Here is a 16,094-nt window from a genome sequence, read left to right on the forward strand (position 1 = left end):
TCGGACTATTCGTCACCCGGAACGCCATAGCTCGGCGCACCGGACGGATTGAGAGCGCGCGTGACATAGGCGTCGAGCTGGGGCTTGTAGATCTCCCACAGCGCCGCCAGCTGCTCGATCGGGCAGTCCTCGGTCCAGTCGCAACGCAGGTCCGCGACCGGCCATGAAACATCGCGCACCAGCTTCATGCCGGCGGAGCGGATAGGTCCCGCCTCCCCGCCTGCATCGAGCGCGGCCCACATGGTGGCGATCAGCCGGTCGCCGAGATCGCCTTCGGAGGCGAGAAAGGTGTCGACCATGGCTTGCGGAACCCTGTCGCTGGCAAGCAGATTGCCGCCGCAGGCGACGTCCTCGCCGCGCGCCTCGGCCCAGATGCCGAGTGCTTTCGGTCCCGAATGGATTGCGCTACCGCCGGCCGCGTCGACCGCCAGCACCTGCCGGTATTCGCTAAAAGCGGCCGTGCGCTTCAGGATCGCGACGGCTTCAGCGGCGGAGGCACCCCGCGCCATCAGCTCCAGAGCCCGTGGCCCGAGCGTTGGATCCGTGACGTTCTGGCTGACAACCGCGCCGACGCCGGCCTGCGCGTAGGCGCAGCGTGCCGCGACGGCGGGAGACGACGAGGATACCGCCACCCCGAACATGCCCGTGCGCCGGCAGCGCGCTACTATCGAGAAGGTCATGGCCTAGTCCGGGATGATGGCTGTGCATCATCCGGGATTACGGCGGTGCCGTCGATCTCGACCAGCCATTCCGGCCGCGCCAAGGCCGATACGACAAGGCCGGTCGAAACCGGATGCACGCCTTTGATGTATTCGCCCATCGTCCGGTAGACGGCTTCGCGATGGCGCACGTCTGTCAGATAGATCACCACCTTGACCAGATGCTCCATCGTGCCGCCGCATTCCTCGATGAGCTGCTTGATGTTCTGCATGACCTTGTGGGTCTGCTCGACCGGATCGTGGCTGCCGATGTTTTTGGCGGTGTCGAGATCCTGCGGGCATTGGCCGCGCAGATAGATCGTGCGGCCACCTCGCGTGACGACCGCCTGGCACAGATCATTGTCGAGCTTCTGCTCGGGATAGGTATCCTTGGTATTGAAGGTGCGAATTCGCGTATGCGCCATATTGGTCTCCATCAGGTCGGGCTCGCGGCGTCGTCGGCTTTGGTCAGGCGTCCACGGGCTCGCGTTTCGCGGCGGCGTGATAGGCCAGATATTTGCGCTGCGTCGAAATACGGTCGGCCACGTGCTTGGCGTCGTGCCAGACGCCCCAGATAAAACTGGAACCCCTTCTCGATTGCCAGGGCAGGCCCAGGAAATAGATCCCTGGCTCGGTCGAGACGCCGCGGTGGTGCCTTGGCCTTCCCTTCTCATCAAAGGCATCGACCTTCAGCCAACTGTAATCGGCGGCAAAACCCGTCGCCCAGATGATCGCCGCCATCCCCGCCTCGGCCAGGTGCAGTTCGCGGATCGGATTGGTCATGCATTCGGGATCCGGTTCGATCCGGCGGGCAGCGGGCTCTTCGGGAAGGTCGAGACCGTTGCGCGCCACATAGGCGTCGGCCTCGTCCAGCAGCGACATCAGATTGGCATCACCGCGGGCAATGTTCTTCGCAAGATCAGGCGCGAAGCTCATCAGCCCGTCCTGATAGGTCCTTGTCATGCCGACCAGGGTGAGCCCTTGCTTCGCCAGTCGGCGGAAATCGATCGTTTCGCCGCCGCGCGCGCCGCTCACCGCGATCGTCACATGTTCCGTGCCGGGTCCAGGGGTTTCGAGGTCCCATTTGCCGAGAACGCCCAGCCACCAGCAGAAATCGCGCCCGCGATAGGCCCGCGGCGGGCGATCGTGCGGGCCGACCGAGAGGTAGACGCGCTTGCCAGCGCGCTGAAGTTCGTCGGCGATCTGCACGCCCGAGGATCCCGCACCGACCACCAGGACCGCGCCCTTTGGCAGCTGATCGGGGTTGCGGTAGGCACTGGAATGGATTTGCAGGATGCCTGCCTCCTTGGGGACGAGAGGCGGGATGACGGGGACCTGGAAGGGTCCGGTCGCGGCGACGATGCTGTTTGCCTCGATCAGGCCATCGGACGTCTCGACGCGGAATCCGGGCCGGCCGACATTTCTTTGCACAAGCCTGACCTCGACGCCGCTACGGATCGGCGCATCGATCTGCTTTGCGTAAGCGACAAAATAGTCGGCAACCTCCTCCTTGGAGGGAAAGCCATCGGGACCCGTAATCGGAAACTCCATGCCCGGGAAGCGGTCGTGCCAGGCCGGGCCATTGGCAACCAGGGAATCCCACCGCTGCGAGCGCCAGCGCTCGGCAATGCGGCCGCGTTCTAGAACGAGATGAGGCACCCCGCACTTGCTCAGGTGCTCGCTCATGGCCACCCCCGCCTGGCCACCGCCAACGACAAGCGTGTCTATCGTCTCAACCGACATGCCCAGTCCTCTCCTGACCATCCGACAGCTCCTGCCGCACGGGACGAAAGCCGATTTCCGGCGGCTGGCAGACGCAGCCTAGGTGATCCATTTCGCCGTGTTCCGGACAAGCCGCTTGCGCCATCCGGTCTCCCTATTGGCGCTCACAAGTAGCAGCACGTGGCGGTGGGCGCCCATAACGAATCTCCGAAGTCACGCGTAACCATTTCCGAATTTCTCGCGCCGACAGACGCATCTACAGTTTCAGCGATCGGGTCCGCGGCGCCGCATGAGGTGGCGGGCGAAGCCGGGCACGGGTCGGCACGGAACTGGTTGCGGAACAGGATGCGCTACCGCGGCGGCCCGTTCCGCAATGCCTCGCGCGCCGGCATTCTCGAGGGGCTGCCATGAAGGCTGAACGCTATGATCACATTGTCGTCGGCGCGGGTTCGGCCGGCTGCGTGGTGGCCAATCGGCTGAGCGCCGATCCGTCGGTCAGAGTGTGCCTGATAGAGGCAGGCGGCAGCGACAACAGCCTGCGGATAAAGGTGCCGGCAGGCATTCTGGCGCTCTATGGCAACCCGAACTACGACTATTGTTTCGTCGGCGTGCCACAGCCCCATCTCAACAACCGCAGCATTCCGGTAAACCGGGGCAAGGCGCTGGGTGGATCGAGCTCGATCAACTCCATGGTCTATATTCGCGGCGCCGCGCAGGATTATGACGAATGGGCCGGGCTCGGCTGCGCCGGATGGGCCTACAGCGACGTGCTGCCCGTGTTCAGGAAACTGGAGCGCAATCTGGTCGCCCAGGACCCGCGCTACCACGGCACGGACGGCGAGCTTATGGTCGACAATCCGCGCGATCCAAACGTGCTTTCCCGCATGTTCGTCAAGGCCGGTGAAAATGCCGGCCTGCCCGCCAACGAAGACTTCAATGCCGAGGGCCAGTTCGGCCTCGGCATCTACAACGTCACGCAGAACCGGGGCCAGCGCTTCAGCAGCTTCACCGCTTTCATGCGTCCGGTGCTCGATCGCAAGAACTTGACCCTGCTCAGCGCATGCGAGGTGATCGACCTTGTCATCGCCGAAGGGCGCGCGACTGGACTGCGCGTGCGCCATGACGGCCAGGAGAAAATGCTCTCGGCCAGCCGCGAGATCGTGCTCTGTGCCGGAGCCATCAACTCGCCCAAGATCCTGATGGCGTCCGGCATCGGCCCGGCAAGCGAACTCAAGCAGATCGGCATCACGCCGGTTCTCGACCTGCCCGGCGTCGGCAAGAACCTGCAGGACCACATAGACGGCATGATCACCGTGCGCTCCAGGAGCACCAGGACGCTCGGCCTGTCGCTTGCCAACCTGCCCCGCATCGCGGCAGCACCGTTCCAGTATTTCGCGCGCCGCAAGGGCATGCTCACCACCAATTATGTCGAGGCTGGCGGCTTCGCGAAAACCAGGCATGCGAACGGCCTGCCCGACATTCAGTTCCACTTCGTGCCGGGCTATCGCAGCCACCGCGGCAGGCTCATCGAATATGGCCATGGCTATGCCATTCATACCTGCGTGCTCAGACCCAAAAGCGCGGGCGAGATCAGGTTGTCACGCGACAGTTCTCGGCGCGACGTTCTGATCGACCACCGTTTCTTCGCGGATGAAGAGGACGCCATGGTGCTTGTCGAAGGCATCAAGATCGCGCGCAAGATCCTCGCCGCATCCGAGTTCGATCCGGTGCGTGGCAAGGAAATGCTTCCGGGCAAGGACGTTCGCAGCGATGACGAGATCCTCGCCTATCTGCGCGCCGAAGCGCTGACCGTCTACCACCCTGTCGGGACCTGCAAGATGGGAACGGACGCGATGGCGGTCGTTGATCCGGCGACGCTGAAAGTGCGCGGCGTGGACGGGCTCCGGGTCGCGGATGCGTCGGTCATGCCGAAGCTGATCGGCGGCAACACGAACGCGCCAAGCATGATGATCGGACAGAAGGTTTCCGAGATGATCCTCGGCTCGGCACATCGCGGTGGCAAGTAGGCCATCGCTGTTCTGGTGAACCGTCGCAAACGTCCAGAATTGTCTTAAGCCCTCCAAACGTCGTCATTCTATGGCGGAGCAAGGAGCGAAGCGACGCGCGCAGACCATAGAATCCATTCCGTTACGCTAAGGCGTTGCTACCGTGCAGAATTCTGCTCCGCTGCGTCGCTCGGCCAAGGTCACGGAATGGATCCTCGGGTCTCCGCGTCCGCTTCGCTCCCGCTCCGCCCGTGGATGACGAAGCAGAGAGGCTTCGGCCAATTCCCAGCATCCGCGCTGAAAGCCTGCAACCTTTTCAGAAACCCGATGTCGAGAGACTGGGTTAGTGATCCTCGTCGATCTCGTCGTGCAAGAGGCCGAGGATGCGGCGCTTGAGCGCGATGAACTCGGGTTCGAGGATCACGTCCATCGAGCGCGGCCTGGGGATATCGACCTTGATCTCGGCCTTGATCTTGCCGGGCCGGGCCGTCATCACCAGGACGCGATCGCCCAGGACGAGCGCCTCGTCTATATCGTGGGTAACGAACAGGACCGTCTTCTGCTGCCGCTCCCAGACGCGCAAGAGCAGTTTCTGCATGGTGCCGCGCGTCTGGCTGTCCAGGGCGCCGAAGGGCTCGTCCATCAACAGAACTGCCGGGTCGTTGGCAAGGGCACGCGCAATCGCCACGCGTTGCTTCATGCCGCCGGAAAGCTGAGCGGGGTAGTGGTCGGCAAAGGGCGCGAGGCCGACCTCGTCGAGATACTGGTCGACGATCTGCTTGCGCTGCCCCGCCGGCAGGCCCTTGCGCCTGGGCCCATATTCGATGTTGGCGCGCACCGTGAGCCAGGGAAACAAGGTGTAGCTCTGGAACACCATGCCTCTGTCGGGGCCAGGCTCGATCACTTCCCTGCCATCGACCTTGATGCTGCCCGAAGTCGCGTCATTGAGGCCGGCCGCAAGGTAGAGCAGGCTGGATTTGCCGCATCCCGAAGGGCCGACGATGACGCAGAATTCATTCCTTGCCACCCCCAGCGACACATCGTCCAGCGCCAGCACGCCGTTGGCGTCGCCGTAACGCAATGTCACGTCTTCGATCGCCATCGTCGTGCCGGTCGGGCGCGGATCGCCGGTCGTCGAGGCCGTGCCGGCCAGATTTTTCGCCTTGATGGTTTCGGTCATTGCCATCCTTGATCCGACTGCGGTTTGCGAGCTTGCGTTCAAAATCAGGGTGCCCATGGCGCGACCCTCGCCCGGACAAGACGGAACGCCGTGTCGGTTATGAGGCCGAGAAGCCCGATCGCGGCGATCGCCATGAAGATCACATCGACCTGGAAGCCTCGCATCGCCTTCAGGCTGATATAGCCGAGGCCGCTCGACGCGGCGACGAGCTCGGCCACGACCAGATAGGTCCAGGCCCAGCCCATGGTGACGCGAAGCGTGTCGAGGATCGCTGGAAGCGCGGCCGGGAAAATGACGTGCCACACGGCTTCGCTGCGCTTGGTGCCCAAAGTGTATGAGGCGTTGACCAGATCCCTGGATACGCCGCGCGCACAGTCGGAAATCATCACGAGTTGCTGGAAGAAGGTGCCGAAGAAGATGACCGCTATGCGCTGTTCGATGCCGATGCCGATCCAAAGGATGAACAGAGGCACGAAGGAGGTCACAGGCAGGTAGCGGATGAAGTTGACCAAGGGCTCCAGCGGCGCCTGCACCACCCGGTAGGTCCCCATCCACAGCCCGAGCGGCACCGAGATCAGCGAGGAGACGATGAAGCCCAGGATCACCACCTTGGCGCTGGTCAAGGTGTGGTAGAAAAGGCTGCCGTCCAAAGACATGCGATAGGTCGTCTGCAGCACGGTTCCGGGCGTCGGCAGGAACATGTTCGGCACGACGCGGCCATAGGACAGCAAAGCCCAGCCGCCGATCACCACTACCCACATCGCCAGCGCGAGTGTTGTTGCCGTGCTGGCGGGAATGTTGGCGAATGGGGTCGTCAGGCGCGTCCACGCCGTCCGCCTCTGTGCCATGGGATGGTCTCCGTTGATCTTCTGAAGCGCGAAGTTCTGGCCTGTCGGAAACCGGGTTCGGCCCACACGGACCGACCCGGCTTCCCGAAGGCTCACTGTTCCCTGATGAAATCGGTGTCGAGGATTGTCTTCGCGTCGATCGTCATCTTGAGCTTGCCGGCCTTGCCCCAGATGTCCTGCGCGAAGTTCACCAGGTCGGACGCCTCGCTCTTCTGCGGCGTGCCGAAGAATTCCAGGTTGCGATCGCGGTCGTAATAGCGCACGCCCTTGGCGCCGGCGGCGAAATCCTCGGGCTTTTCGAGATAGCCGCCAATGCCCTTGGCCATGATCTCATAGGCCTTTTCCGGATTGGTCTTGATGTATTCGACCGCCTTGTAATAGCCCTTGACGAGGGCCTTCACGTCTTCGGGATGCTTTTCGATCAGATCGCATTTGAGGGCGATCACATCGACGATCAGGCCGGGGGTGGTCGTGGAATCGATCAGCACCTTGCCCTTGCCGCCCTTGCGGACTTCGGTGAGGTGAGGCTCCCAGGTCACCGCGGCGGGAACCTGGCCGGCGATGAAGGCGGTCGCCGCGTCATCGGCGGTCATGTTGGTGATGGTGACGTCGTCCTCGGTCATGCCTTCCTTTTTCAGGAGCACGTTGAACCAGAATTCGGAAACGGAGCCCTCGTTCAAGGCCACTTGCTGGCCCTTCAGATCCTTGAGCGCCTTGACGTCGGGCTGCGTCACGACGCCATCACCGCCATGGCTGTCGTCCAGCGCCAGGACGTATTTGAAACAGAGATCGTCGGAGCGGTACTTCATCAGCTCGTCGACGGTGGAGGCGGCGCCATCGAGATCGCCGCCGGCGACCGCCGCCATGTAAAGCGCTGATTCTTCTATGATCTTCAGGTCGACATCGACGCCGGCCTCCTTGAAGTAACCAAGGTCGCGGGCAAGAAACAGCGGCCCGTAGCCCACCCAGGTCGTCATGCCAAGACGAATGGCGCCTGCGTTGGCTGGCGCCGCAAGCCCCAGGCCCAGCAGGCCTGCGCCGACCGCGCCCATCAGGCAATTTCGGAATGTCTTCATTGTCGTCGTTCCCCTAGTTGCCGGCATCGGCCTCATGCAAGCGGCGTATGCCGGCTGTGTTTCGGCAGCCGCTCTTGTTTGGGCGTCGCCTCCCAGCGAGCCTTGCGTGTTTTAAGGTCCGCAAGAGAGCATCCGGACCGGATCGCAAAAAGAAGTCTTTTTCTGCCCATTGCTTCGTCGAAACCGAAGCGCGGTCGATAGCCAAATCGGCGACCTAGTGCCGGTCTTCATGCATGGATTGCGGGAGCCAGCCGTTTGGTTGTTTTCGTACAAATGTTTTTTCGTGACACGCTGGGCGGGTGGTTTTATGAATCCGGTGATCGATCCGCGCGTCCGGCATGCCTTCTGGTGCGCAATGCCTGATCGCTTCGGGCCGGTTCGAGACCAAAGGTGACGCCCATGCGGGAATTGCCGAAAGACATTGACGCCGATGTGGTGATCGAAATCAGCAGGTTGCTGGACGACAGCGCTCTTTTCGCGCCTGTCCGGGTTCATGAACTCACAGCAAGGGTAAGGCAGAAAGTGAAGACGGGTTTGCCGGACCGTTCAATTGAAGAGCTGATCGTGGAAATGGCCTCCTTGCGTCGGTTGGCCATGGCCTTCGAGCTGCCTGGATCGGAAAATGTGGTGCAAATTCCAGAGCGACTCCTACGCTGACCGGGTCACGCGCTCCACAAGGCGGTCAGGACAAGCGACGCCTCGAGCACCTGGGCACCGGTCTCATTGCGCACCTTGACGGTGATCTTGACCAGGTCGCGATCCGGCATTTCGTCACGGGCGACATCCTGCAAAATGCGAATGGCTTCTGCTCTCGCTTGTTCTCGCGATTCGAACGGCTGGCCATCGTCGTCCGGCACGAGGCCATCGCCGTTATAAAGATCGAAATGATACCGTTTCATTTTCGGGCAGCCTTGGACATCTCTAGCGTGCTAAATACTTGGCGACGCTGGAGGTTCCCTCTCTGCTCCGGCGTTTGCCCCAGAATGCTCTCGGGCTGTCAAATGATAGTGTCCGCCATCTTCCGAAGGCCTAGGGTCCGAGCGCTATCCTTGCGTCCGAGACAGTTGGCGATCGGCGTTTCAACCCCGATCCCTTCGAGGCCATCATGTTAGAGTCTCTCTATCTGCAACTCGGCCAGCACGACACAGTGTCGGACGAAGAGAAGGCCTTGTTGGCCGAAACGGTTTGTTTCGGAAGGGAGTTCGAAAAGGGGCAGGATCTGGTCAAGGCGGGGTCGCGGCCAACCTATAGCACCATGCTGCTGGATGGCTTGGCGGCACGCTATAAGGTGCTCGAGGACGGCGGCCGGCAGTTCACGTCCTTGCAGGTGCCCGGCGACTTTGTCGATCTCCACGCCTTTTTGCTCAAGACCATGGATCACGGCATCGTCGCGCTGTCGCCTTGCCGGGTGATGTTCGCGGATCACAACAAGCTGAAAGCCATTACCGAACAGGCCCCTCACTTGACCCGGTTGTTGTGGCTGGACACGCTGGTCGATGGCGCCATTCATCGCGAATGGATCGTGGCGATGGGCCGCCGTTCCAAGACCTCGCACCTGGCCCATCTCATGTGCGAATTGTTCGTGCGCCTGCAGGCGGTGAAACGCACCAACGGCATGAGCTTCCATCTACCGCTGTCACAGGCCGAAATGGCCGACGTGCTTGGGTTGTCGGTCGTGCACATGAACCGGGTGATCGGGGGCTTGAAAAAGATCAAGGTGATCACCTGGACGAACCATGTGGTCACCATTCTGGACTGGGACCAACTTGCCAGGCTTGCCGAGTTCGATCCCACCTATCTGAGCATCAACAACGAACCGAGATAAACAGGCTTGGCTCAATTTGCGGTGCTGCTGTTCTCGTCAAAAAACTGAATGCCCCGCACAGCAGCCTTCTTGGTGATCAAGCCTTTCAGATCCGCATCCGATCGCTCTGTGCCGGTCCGCTCCCGCAGCATGGCTATGGCGGCTTGCATCGACGAAAAGGGACGGTCCTGCAACTCGTCGAGAATGGCGTCCACCGACGCCGCGACGTTTGTCGGTTCGGGATTTATCGACATGGCCTTCCGTCCGACTCGCCTGCCTAATCGGCATGGCAGGTGTTCAAAGGCGCTTGATACCACCCAGCTTCAAGCGAAGCCTTTGGCCCTCGGCATAGGCCAGGGCAAAGGATTCGAGGTCGAATTGGCAGGTCGTTTCCTCACCGCCGCCGATCACACGGACGAACCATTCACCGCAGCCTTCGACGACCTCGATCCGGGTTCCGACTTTGCTTTTGTGCTGGGTATCGTGCACGGCTTTCCTCGCAAGCATCAGCCAACGCGGGATTCTCGCACCAGAACGAGGTTCCGTCATTTAAATTTGATGTCTTTGCGCTGTACGAGTTTTGCCAAATCGTGCCGAGCCAATCTGTCGCGCCGGCGGCATAAAACGCGGCTCGCACAGGATTAGGCTCGGGAGCCCTAAACAGAAGATCCAATAGCTTGGCAAAGCCGATGGTACCGTTGGCTGGGATCGAACCAGCGACCTCCGGATCCACAATCCGGCGCTCTAACCATCTGAGCTACAACGGCACGTCTTAACGTTGGTAGCAGGATCGAGGTGGAAGGTTCACTCTCCGCGATCCGCTCTGTCGTTCGGCGATGCGTCCATACGGGCTTCTGGATTCTAATTCAAGGCTTTTGCAAAGCAAAGGCCACTTCCCCACAGCGGTGCAGCTTTCGCCGGGCAAAGAAAAAGGCCGGCGGGAGGAGGTGCCGGCCTTTTCCTGTTACGAGCCAGCGGGAGGAGGTGCTGGCTGGTCACCCCGGAGGTGGAGGGAGGAGGTTCCACCCGCCGGGTATTCGCTCGACCGTCACTATCTCACATCTATTTGTCCGACAAAATGCGACCTTTTGTTGCATCCGCGGACGATGCGCAATTATTAGGCGGCCTTGATTTCCTTGATCGCCTTCTCGAAAGCGGTCTTGATCGGCTTCGAGACATCCTCGGCCGCCTTGGAGGCGACAGCCTGGAAGTCCTTGGCCTGCTCGACGGTCAGTTCGACGCGCTTGCGCAGGAAGGCGGTCTGCAACTCGACGACTTCCGACAGCGACTTGGCGCCGATCAGGGCTTCGAGATGCGAGAAGCCGGCCTCGGCATTGGCGCGCAGCGCGGCAATGGTCTTGAGCGACAGGTCGCTGGAAACAGTCTTGGCGGTCTCGTAGGTCGACTCCAGAGCCTTCTGGGTCTCCTCGGCACCGGTCTTGAGCTTGGCGTAGGCCTCTTTCGACTGCTCAACGCCCTTTTCGGCGAAAGCGCGCATCTGGTCGGTGGCCTTGGAGGCGTCGAAGCTCGGGAATTCAACGTTTTCGATCGTCTCGGCAGTCTTGGTCCTGGACATTTTCCATCCTTTTCAGCGGCAGCGGCTTTGACAGAAAGCCGTCTCGTTCATGTATGATGGCAATATAAAGGCAAATTTTGTGCATTGCAATATCCTTGTTGCAGTGCACAAAAAAATGTTTTTGGCCGTTAACCAAACAGCCAGAATTCAGCCTTTGCACGTTCTGGCTTGTGGACCTTCGTGGCTGCGGCTTTTATTAACAAAGCGTTAACTGCAAATCGCCGCTCCGTGAGGGTCCGCCAAGCGCATGCCGTCCGAATATTCCTTCCTCGACGTCGCCGTGCTCGACGCGGTCCGCCAGCGGTTTGCCGCCGGCGACGCGATCGCGATCCTGTCGGTGGACCTCGAGCAGGTCATCTGGGCCAATGGGCCGGGCGCCGCCATGTTCGGCTATCCCGATATCGAGGCGATCATCGGCGCCTCGGCGCGGCTGCCGCTGATCGCGCGCCGTCAGATCATGGCGACCAGCGGTTTCCCGCAGATCGGCGGCGATCGCTCGATCACGGTGCGCCTGGCGACCGGCATGACCAGCCGCGCCGTCGGCTTTCTTGCCAGTGCCCTGACGCTGCCCGATGGCGAGCATGCCATCATGCTGGCCGTGCCGGCGACGCAGACCGGCTCGCGCAGTGCCGCCGAGATCGCCAACCGGGCGATCAGCGGCCTTACCGAGGACGGCCATTTCATTGCCTTTATCGATGCCAAGGGCAATGTCGAGGCCGCCTCGCAGGGATTTTCGGCACTCGGCATCCAGCCCGCGACACTGGCGGCCCTGGTGGCCGACGTCGCGGCCGAGGGCGAGCGCATCGTCAAGCGCCTCGTTCCGGGCGGCAGAACCTCCTACCCGGCGGGCCTCGCCCGGCTGACGCCGGAGCGGCATCTGCTGGTGGTGATCGACGAGGATCAACTCGAGGACAGCGCATCTGGCGCTTCGGCGGACGGCTCGTCCGCGGCAACGGAACGCCCTGCCAAGGAGATTGACCGCACAACGGAGGCGGCGGAAACCGCCACGGTCGAATCCGGGTCTCGGCAGAACAATCAGCCGACGGCCGATGTTTCGCGGACGGAGGCGACCAAACAGCCCGCTGCCGCTGCCGAGACCGAACAGGCGCCCGCCCCTTCCGGACCCGTGGCTGACGATAGGCCGGAACAGGCAACGCGGGAGATCGAGGAACCGACAGGCCCGACACCGGTCGCCGCCGACAATGATCAGCCGGCGGCGGGCACGCCGGCACAGCACGATCATTGGTATTTCCATGCTGGGGAAGACGACGCGTCAACCGCGCCGGAACCGAAAGGCGGGACCGAAGCGGTTGGCCCCGAAACTTCAGCGGACAGCGTGAAGCAGGCCATCTCGCCTACGGCCCCGGCCGCAACCGTGGCCACCCGCAGGATAGACCGCTCGGCGGCACCGTTGCGTTTTGTCTGGCGTACCGACTCCGAGGGCAAGTTCAGCGCGCTGTCGCCGGAATTCGCCGATATCGTCGGCCATCCGGCAGCCGACGTGATCGGTCGACGCTTCAGGGATGTCGCGGCGGCCTTCGGTCTTGATGCGTCCGGCGAGATCGCCGGCCTGCTGGAGCGGCGCGACACCTGGTCCGGCCGCTCGGTGCTGTGGCCGGTCGTCGGCACCGACCTGAAGATACCCGTCGACCTGGCGGCATTGCCCGTCTATGGCCGCAGCCGCGCCTTCGAAGGTTTTCGCGGCTTCGGCGTCGCGCGAACCGGGGATGCGGTCGTCGATCCGGAAGCGATCGGCATGGCACTGGTGCCCAATGGCGCAATGCCGGCGGGACCGAAACCCGAGGCCGTGGAGACGGCGCCTGAACAACCCGAGGCCGAGGGGCCGAAGGTATCGGATCCGTTCAAGGGCGAAGTGCCGGCGCTGACCATCGTACCGAAACCGGAGCGGCGCTTTGCCGACAAGGTCATCCGGCTGGCCGAACACCGCCAACCGGCCAATGACAAGGGACTGTCGACGCTGGAACGCAGCGCGTTCCGCGAGATCGGCGAGCGGCTGAAGAAAGAAAGTTCGCCGGAGGCTGAACCGGCCGAGCCGGCAAGGCAGGCGGACCCAGATGCCGGGACAGGCCCTTTGTCGGAGCCGCACCACGCGACCAAGCCCGCGACCGATGCGACGCCGCCGGCGGACATCGCCGCCCCAGATACCAAACCAGCAGACTCGAGCCAGGAACCGGCGACCGGCCAGGCGCATGGTATGCCAACGCCTGATGCGCAAGACGCACCGGACGCGGGCGAACCCTCCCTGAGCGATGCCGAGGATCAAAGGGATCTTGCGCGGCTCGACGGTGCGCAAGCGGACCAGGTCGAACAACAGGCGCCGAGCTCCGAATCCTCGCCGCCGGCGGCCTCGGGCTCCCTGCTCGACTACGCCGATAAAGAGGACAAGCCTGCTGATGTCGCCGACGGCAGCGACGAGGCCACAGCGCCCGAGGCACAAGAGATAATCGCGACGAAAGCGATGGCCGAGGATCGCGAGGCGCCAGCGCAGGCAGGATCCGCCAAGTCACCGCCGGCTGATGACGACGACATGACGGCGGACGATTTACGCGACGCCGAAGACAATGAGGATTGGACCGACGAGGACGCGACTGCATCCGGCGAGGAACCGATTGCTGCCCCCGGCCGAAGCGGCGGCCCGGATGATGCGGCCGGGACATTTGCCGAGCGGCCACGCCTGCAAGTGCCACCACTCAAAACCGAAGGGTTCACGCCGTCGGCCTTTTCCGTCGGTAGCGAAAACAAGACGCCGGATACATCGCTGCTCGGCAAGTTGCCGGTGCCGCTGATCATCCATTCGGGCGACCAGTTGCACTATGCCAACGAGGAATTCCTCGACCTGACCGGATACGAGACGCTGGAGGACCTGGAGGAAGCGGGTGGCCTCGGCGCTTTGTTTGCCGATCCTTATGCCGATGACGGCGCTTTCGACGGCAGCGACCGGGCTCTGCGGCTGAAGACGCGCGACGGACAGGAATTTCCTATCGACGCCATCCTGCGCTCCGTGCCCTGGCGCGATGGCAAGGCGCTGATGCTGGTCGTTCGCCGTTCCGGCGAGGATGATGCCCCCGCGGCGGCGCACGCGATTGGCGAGGGGCCAACGCAGCCCGACATTTCCGAGCTCAAGGCACGCATCGCCGAGATGCGTACCATCATCGACACCGCCACCGACGGGGTCGTGCTGATCGGCAGCGACGGCACCATCCGTTCGATCAGCCGCCCAGCCGAGGCGCTGTTCGGTTTCGACAGCGACGAGGTGACCGGCAAGGCTTTCGCCTCGCTGTTTGCCATCGAGAGCCAACGCGCGGCGCGCGACTATCTCACCGGCCTGTCGGAGCCCGGCGTGGCGAGCGTGTTGAATGACGGCCGCGAGGTGATCGGCCGCGAAGCACAGGGGCGCTTCATCCCCCTGTTCATGACCATCGGCCGGCTGCCCAACGACAGCGGCTTCTGCGCCGTGGTACGCGACATCACACAGTGGAAGCGGGCCGAGGAGGATCTCACCCAGGCGCGTGCGGTGGCCGAACGCGCTTCCTCGCAGAAAACCGATTTCCTCGCCCGCATCAGCCACGAGATCCGCACGCCGCTCAATGCCATTATCGGCTTTTCCGAGCTGATGGTCGACGAGAAGTTCGGGCCGGTCGCCAATGACCGCTACCGCGACTACCTGCGCGACATCAACCGCTCGGGCAACCACGTGCTCGACCTAGTCAACGATCTCCTGGACATCTCGAAGATCGAGGCCGGCCAGCAGGAAATGGCTTATGAGGCGGTGTCGCTCAACGATACGCTGGCCGAAACCGTGGCGATGATGCAGCCACAGGCCAACCGCGAACGCGTCATCATCCGCTCCAGCTTCGCCTCGCGGCTGCCGGAAGTGGTGGCGGATTTGCGCAGCGTGCGCCAGATCGCGCTCAACATCCTGTCCAACGCCGTCCGCTACACCCAGGCCGGCGGCCAGGTGATCGTCTCGACCGCCTATGAGACCTCGGGTGACGTCGTCATGCGGGTGCGCGACACCGGCATCGGCATGAGCCAGGCCGAGATCGAGCAGGCGCTGAAGCCGTTCAAGCAGATCAACGCCCTGAAGCGCGGGCGCGGCGACGGCACCGGCCTTGGCCTGCCGCTGACCAAGGCGATGGTGGAAGCCAACCGCGCCCGGTTCACCATCAATTCGACGCCCGGCGAAGGCACGCTGGTCGAAGTCGCCTTCCCGTCGACCCGGGTGCTCGCCGAGTAAGGTGAGCCTCCGCGGCAGCGGTTCTGCCGCAAGCTTTGCAGTTTCCGCGCGGTGATATTGGCTGCCCGCCGAATCCGGGACCGTCGGGAAAATCGTTCGGCCGCCGGAACAAAGCCTGCAGGCGCTTGTTAGGCACACAGCACGATGTGTGCCTAACAAGGATCTATTCATGAAAAATCGGCTGTTACTGGCCGCGCTCGGCGCGGCCACGGCAATCACCTTTGCCATGCCTGCCCTGGCCGCGGACAAGGCGCAGGACTTCATCGACAAGGCGGCGTCCGGCGGGATGTTCGAGGTGGAATCGAGCAAGATCGCCGAAGGCAAGGCGCAGGATCAAAGCGTCAAGGACTTCGCCCAGAAGATGATCGCTGATCATGGCGCGGCCAATGCCAAACTCGAGACGATCGCCGGCGAGCAGAAGCTGCAGGTGCCGACGGCAACGGACGCCAAGCACAAGAGCGATATTGACGCTCTGCAAAGCGCCAAGGATCCGGTCGACAAATCTTACGTGCAGATGCAGCGCGATGCCCATGCCGATGCGGTGAAGCTGTTCGACGGCTACGCCAAGGACGGCGACAACGCGCAGTTGAAGACGTTTGCGCAGCAGACCTTGCCGACGCTCAAGATGCATCAGGACATGATCGAGAAGATCGCTTCCACGATGGATGACAAGTCTTCCGCGACGGGTTCGACGACCCCTGCCGTCACCACGACCGACACGGCAAATCCGTCCGCCCCGGTGCCGGGCGCCAACAGCTTCACCGAAGATCAGGCCAAGAGCCGCATCCAGGATGCCGGCTTCTCGGATGTGTCCGCGTTGAACAAGGACGAACAGGGCATCTGGCGCGGACAGGCGACCAAGGACGGCAAGAAGACGGCCGTCGCGCTCGACTACCAGGGCAACGTCGTTGCCGGCACTAACTGAA

Annotated in this window: 15 protein-coding genes and 1 tRNA gene; 5 read left to right on the forward strand and 11 right to left on the reverse strand. The window is 62.8% G+C overall.

All coding sequences use genetic code 11. The features are described from left to right. Positions 1 to 5: 5 nt before the first annotated feature. Genes EN804_RS17625 through EN804_RS17635 form a run of 3 tightly spaced genes read right to left on the reverse strand, consistent with a single transcriptional unit; the run spans position 6 to position 2,441 of the window. Positions 6 to 680 (reverse strand): DUF1028 domain-containing protein, encoded by a 675-nt coding sequence (locus EN804_RS17625; protein ID WP_135920478.1) that lies wholly within the window; start codon positions 678 to 680, stop codon positions 6 to 8. Further along, positions 677 to 1,123, reverse strand: coding sequence for a RidA family protein (locus tag EN804_RS17630; protein WP_127870873.1), 447 nt, complete (start codon positions 1,121 to 1,123; stop codon positions 677 to 679). Before EN804_RS17630 ends, EN804_RS17625 begins: the two co-directional genes overlap by 4 nt. Positions 1,124 to 1,166: 43 nt before the next feature. Next, a complete protein-coding gene (locus tag EN804_RS17635) occupies positions 1,167 to 2,441 on the reverse strand; it encodes an NAD(P)/FAD-dependent oxidoreductase (RefSeq protein WP_135920481.1) in 1,275 nt (424 codons plus the stop codon). Positions 2,442 to 2,827: 386 nt separating this feature from the next. Here EN804_RS17635 and EN804_RS17640 point away from each other — a divergent pair, with 386 nt between their 5' ends. Continuing rightward, the gene (locus EN804_RS17640; RefSeq protein ID WP_135920483.1) at positions 2,828 to 4,447 is read left to right on the forward strand and encodes a GMC family oxidoreductase N-terminal domain-containing protein; all 1,620 of its coding nucleotides are present in this window, start codon (positions 2,828 to 2,830) and stop codon (positions 4,445 to 4,447) included. Between the two features lie 322 nt (positions 4,448 to 4,769). Here EN804_RS17640 and EN804_RS17645 read toward each other — a convergent pair whose 3' ends face one another. From EN804_RS17645 to EN804_RS17655, 3 genes are all read right to left on the reverse strand, one after another. Further along, positions 4,770 to 5,528 carry an ABC transporter ATP-binding protein gene (locus EN804_RS17645; RefSeq protein WP_246693444.1) on the reverse strand — a complete coding sequence of 253 codons (759 nt, stop codon included), beginning with the start codon at positions 5,526 to 5,528 and terminating at the stop codon, positions 4,770 to 4,772. Positions 5,529 to 5,650: 122 nt separating this feature from the next. After that, positions 5,651 to 6,454, reverse strand: a complete 804-nt coding sequence (locus EN804_RS17650) for an ABC transporter permease (RefSeq protein WP_127870869.1) — start codon at positions 6,452 to 6,454, stop codon at positions 5,651 to 5,653. Between the two features lie 92 nt (positions 6,455 to 6,546). Continuing rightward, a complete protein-coding gene (locus EN804_RS17655) occupies positions 6,547 to 7,530 on the reverse strand; it encodes an ABC transporter substrate-binding protein (protein ID WP_127870868.1) in 984 nt (327 codons plus the stop codon). Between the two features lie 399 nt (positions 7,531 to 7,929). Between EN804_RS17655 and EN804_RS17660 the strand changes: the two genes are divergently transcribed. Then, positions 7,930 to 8,187, forward strand: coding sequence for a hypothetical protein (locus EN804_RS17660; RefSeq protein ID WP_127276936.1), 258 nt, complete (start codon positions 7,930 to 7,932; stop codon positions 8,185 to 8,187). A 5-nt stretch (positions 8,188 to 8,192) separates the two neighbouring features. Here EN804_RS17660 and EN804_RS17665 read toward each other — a convergent pair whose 3' ends face one another. After that, entirely contained in the window at positions 8,193 to 8,429 is a 237-nt protein-coding gene (locus tag EN804_RS17665; protein ID WP_127276934.1) for a hypothetical protein, read from the reverse strand. Between the two features lie 206 nt (positions 8,430 to 8,635). On the opposite strand from EN804_RS17665, the gene EN804_RS17670 reads away from it, so the two are divergent. Then, positions 8,636 to 9,355: a Crp/Fnr family transcriptional regulator gene (locus EN804_RS17670; RefSeq protein ID WP_127276932.1), complete on the forward strand. Its 720-nt coding sequence runs from the start codon at positions 8,636 to 8,638 to the stop codon at positions 9,353 to 9,355. A gap of 11 nt (positions 9,356 to 9,366) precedes the next feature. Here EN804_RS17670 and EN804_RS17675 read toward each other — a convergent pair whose 3' ends face one another. From EN804_RS17675 to EN804_RS17690, 4 genes are all read right to left on the reverse strand, one after another. After that, the gene (locus tag EN804_RS17675) at positions 9,367 to 9,588 is read right to left on the reverse strand and encodes a hypothetical protein (RefSeq protein ID WP_127870867.1); all 222 of its coding nucleotides are present in this window, start codon (positions 9,586 to 9,588) and stop codon (positions 9,367 to 9,369) included. Between the two features lie 43 nt (positions 9,589 to 9,631). Then, positions 9,632 to 9,823 carry a hypothetical protein gene (locus tag EN804_RS17680; RefSeq protein WP_245464296.1) on the reverse strand — a complete coding sequence of 64 codons (192 nt, stop codon included), beginning with the start codon at positions 9,821 to 9,823 and terminating at the stop codon, positions 9,632 to 9,634. 201 nt (positions 9,824 to 10,024) lie between these two features. After that, positions 10,025 to 10,101: transfer RNA gene (locus tag EN804_RS17685), tRNA-His, on the reverse strand. A gap of 350 nt (positions 10,102 to 10,451) precedes the next feature. After that, positions 10,452 to 10,910 carry a phasin gene (locus EN804_RS17690; protein ID WP_027144815.1) on the reverse strand — a complete coding sequence of 153 codons (459 nt, stop codon included), beginning with the start codon at positions 10,908 to 10,910 and terminating at the stop codon, positions 10,452 to 10,454. A 247-nt stretch (positions 10,911 to 11,157) separates the two neighbouring features. Here EN804_RS17690 and EN804_RS17695 point away from each other — a divergent pair, with 247 nt between their 5' ends. Next, positions 11,158 to 15,168, forward strand: a complete 4,011-nt coding sequence (locus tag EN804_RS17695; protein ID WP_135920488.1) for a PAS domain S-box protein — start codon at positions 11,158 to 11,160, stop codon at positions 15,166 to 15,168. Positions 15,169 to 15,337: 169 nt separating this feature from the next. Continuing rightward, a complete protein-coding gene (locus tag EN804_RS17700) occupies positions 15,338 to 16,093 on the forward strand; it encodes a DUF4142 domain-containing protein (protein WP_135880993.1) in 756 nt (251 codons plus the stop codon). Position 16,094: the final 1 nt, after the last annotated feature.

The organism is Mesorhizobium sp. M8A.F.Ca.ET.161.01.1.1 (assembly GCF_004792105.1).
Taxonomy (GTDB): Bacteria; Pseudomonadota; Alphaproteobacteria; order Rhizobiales; family Rhizobiaceae; genus Mesorhizobium.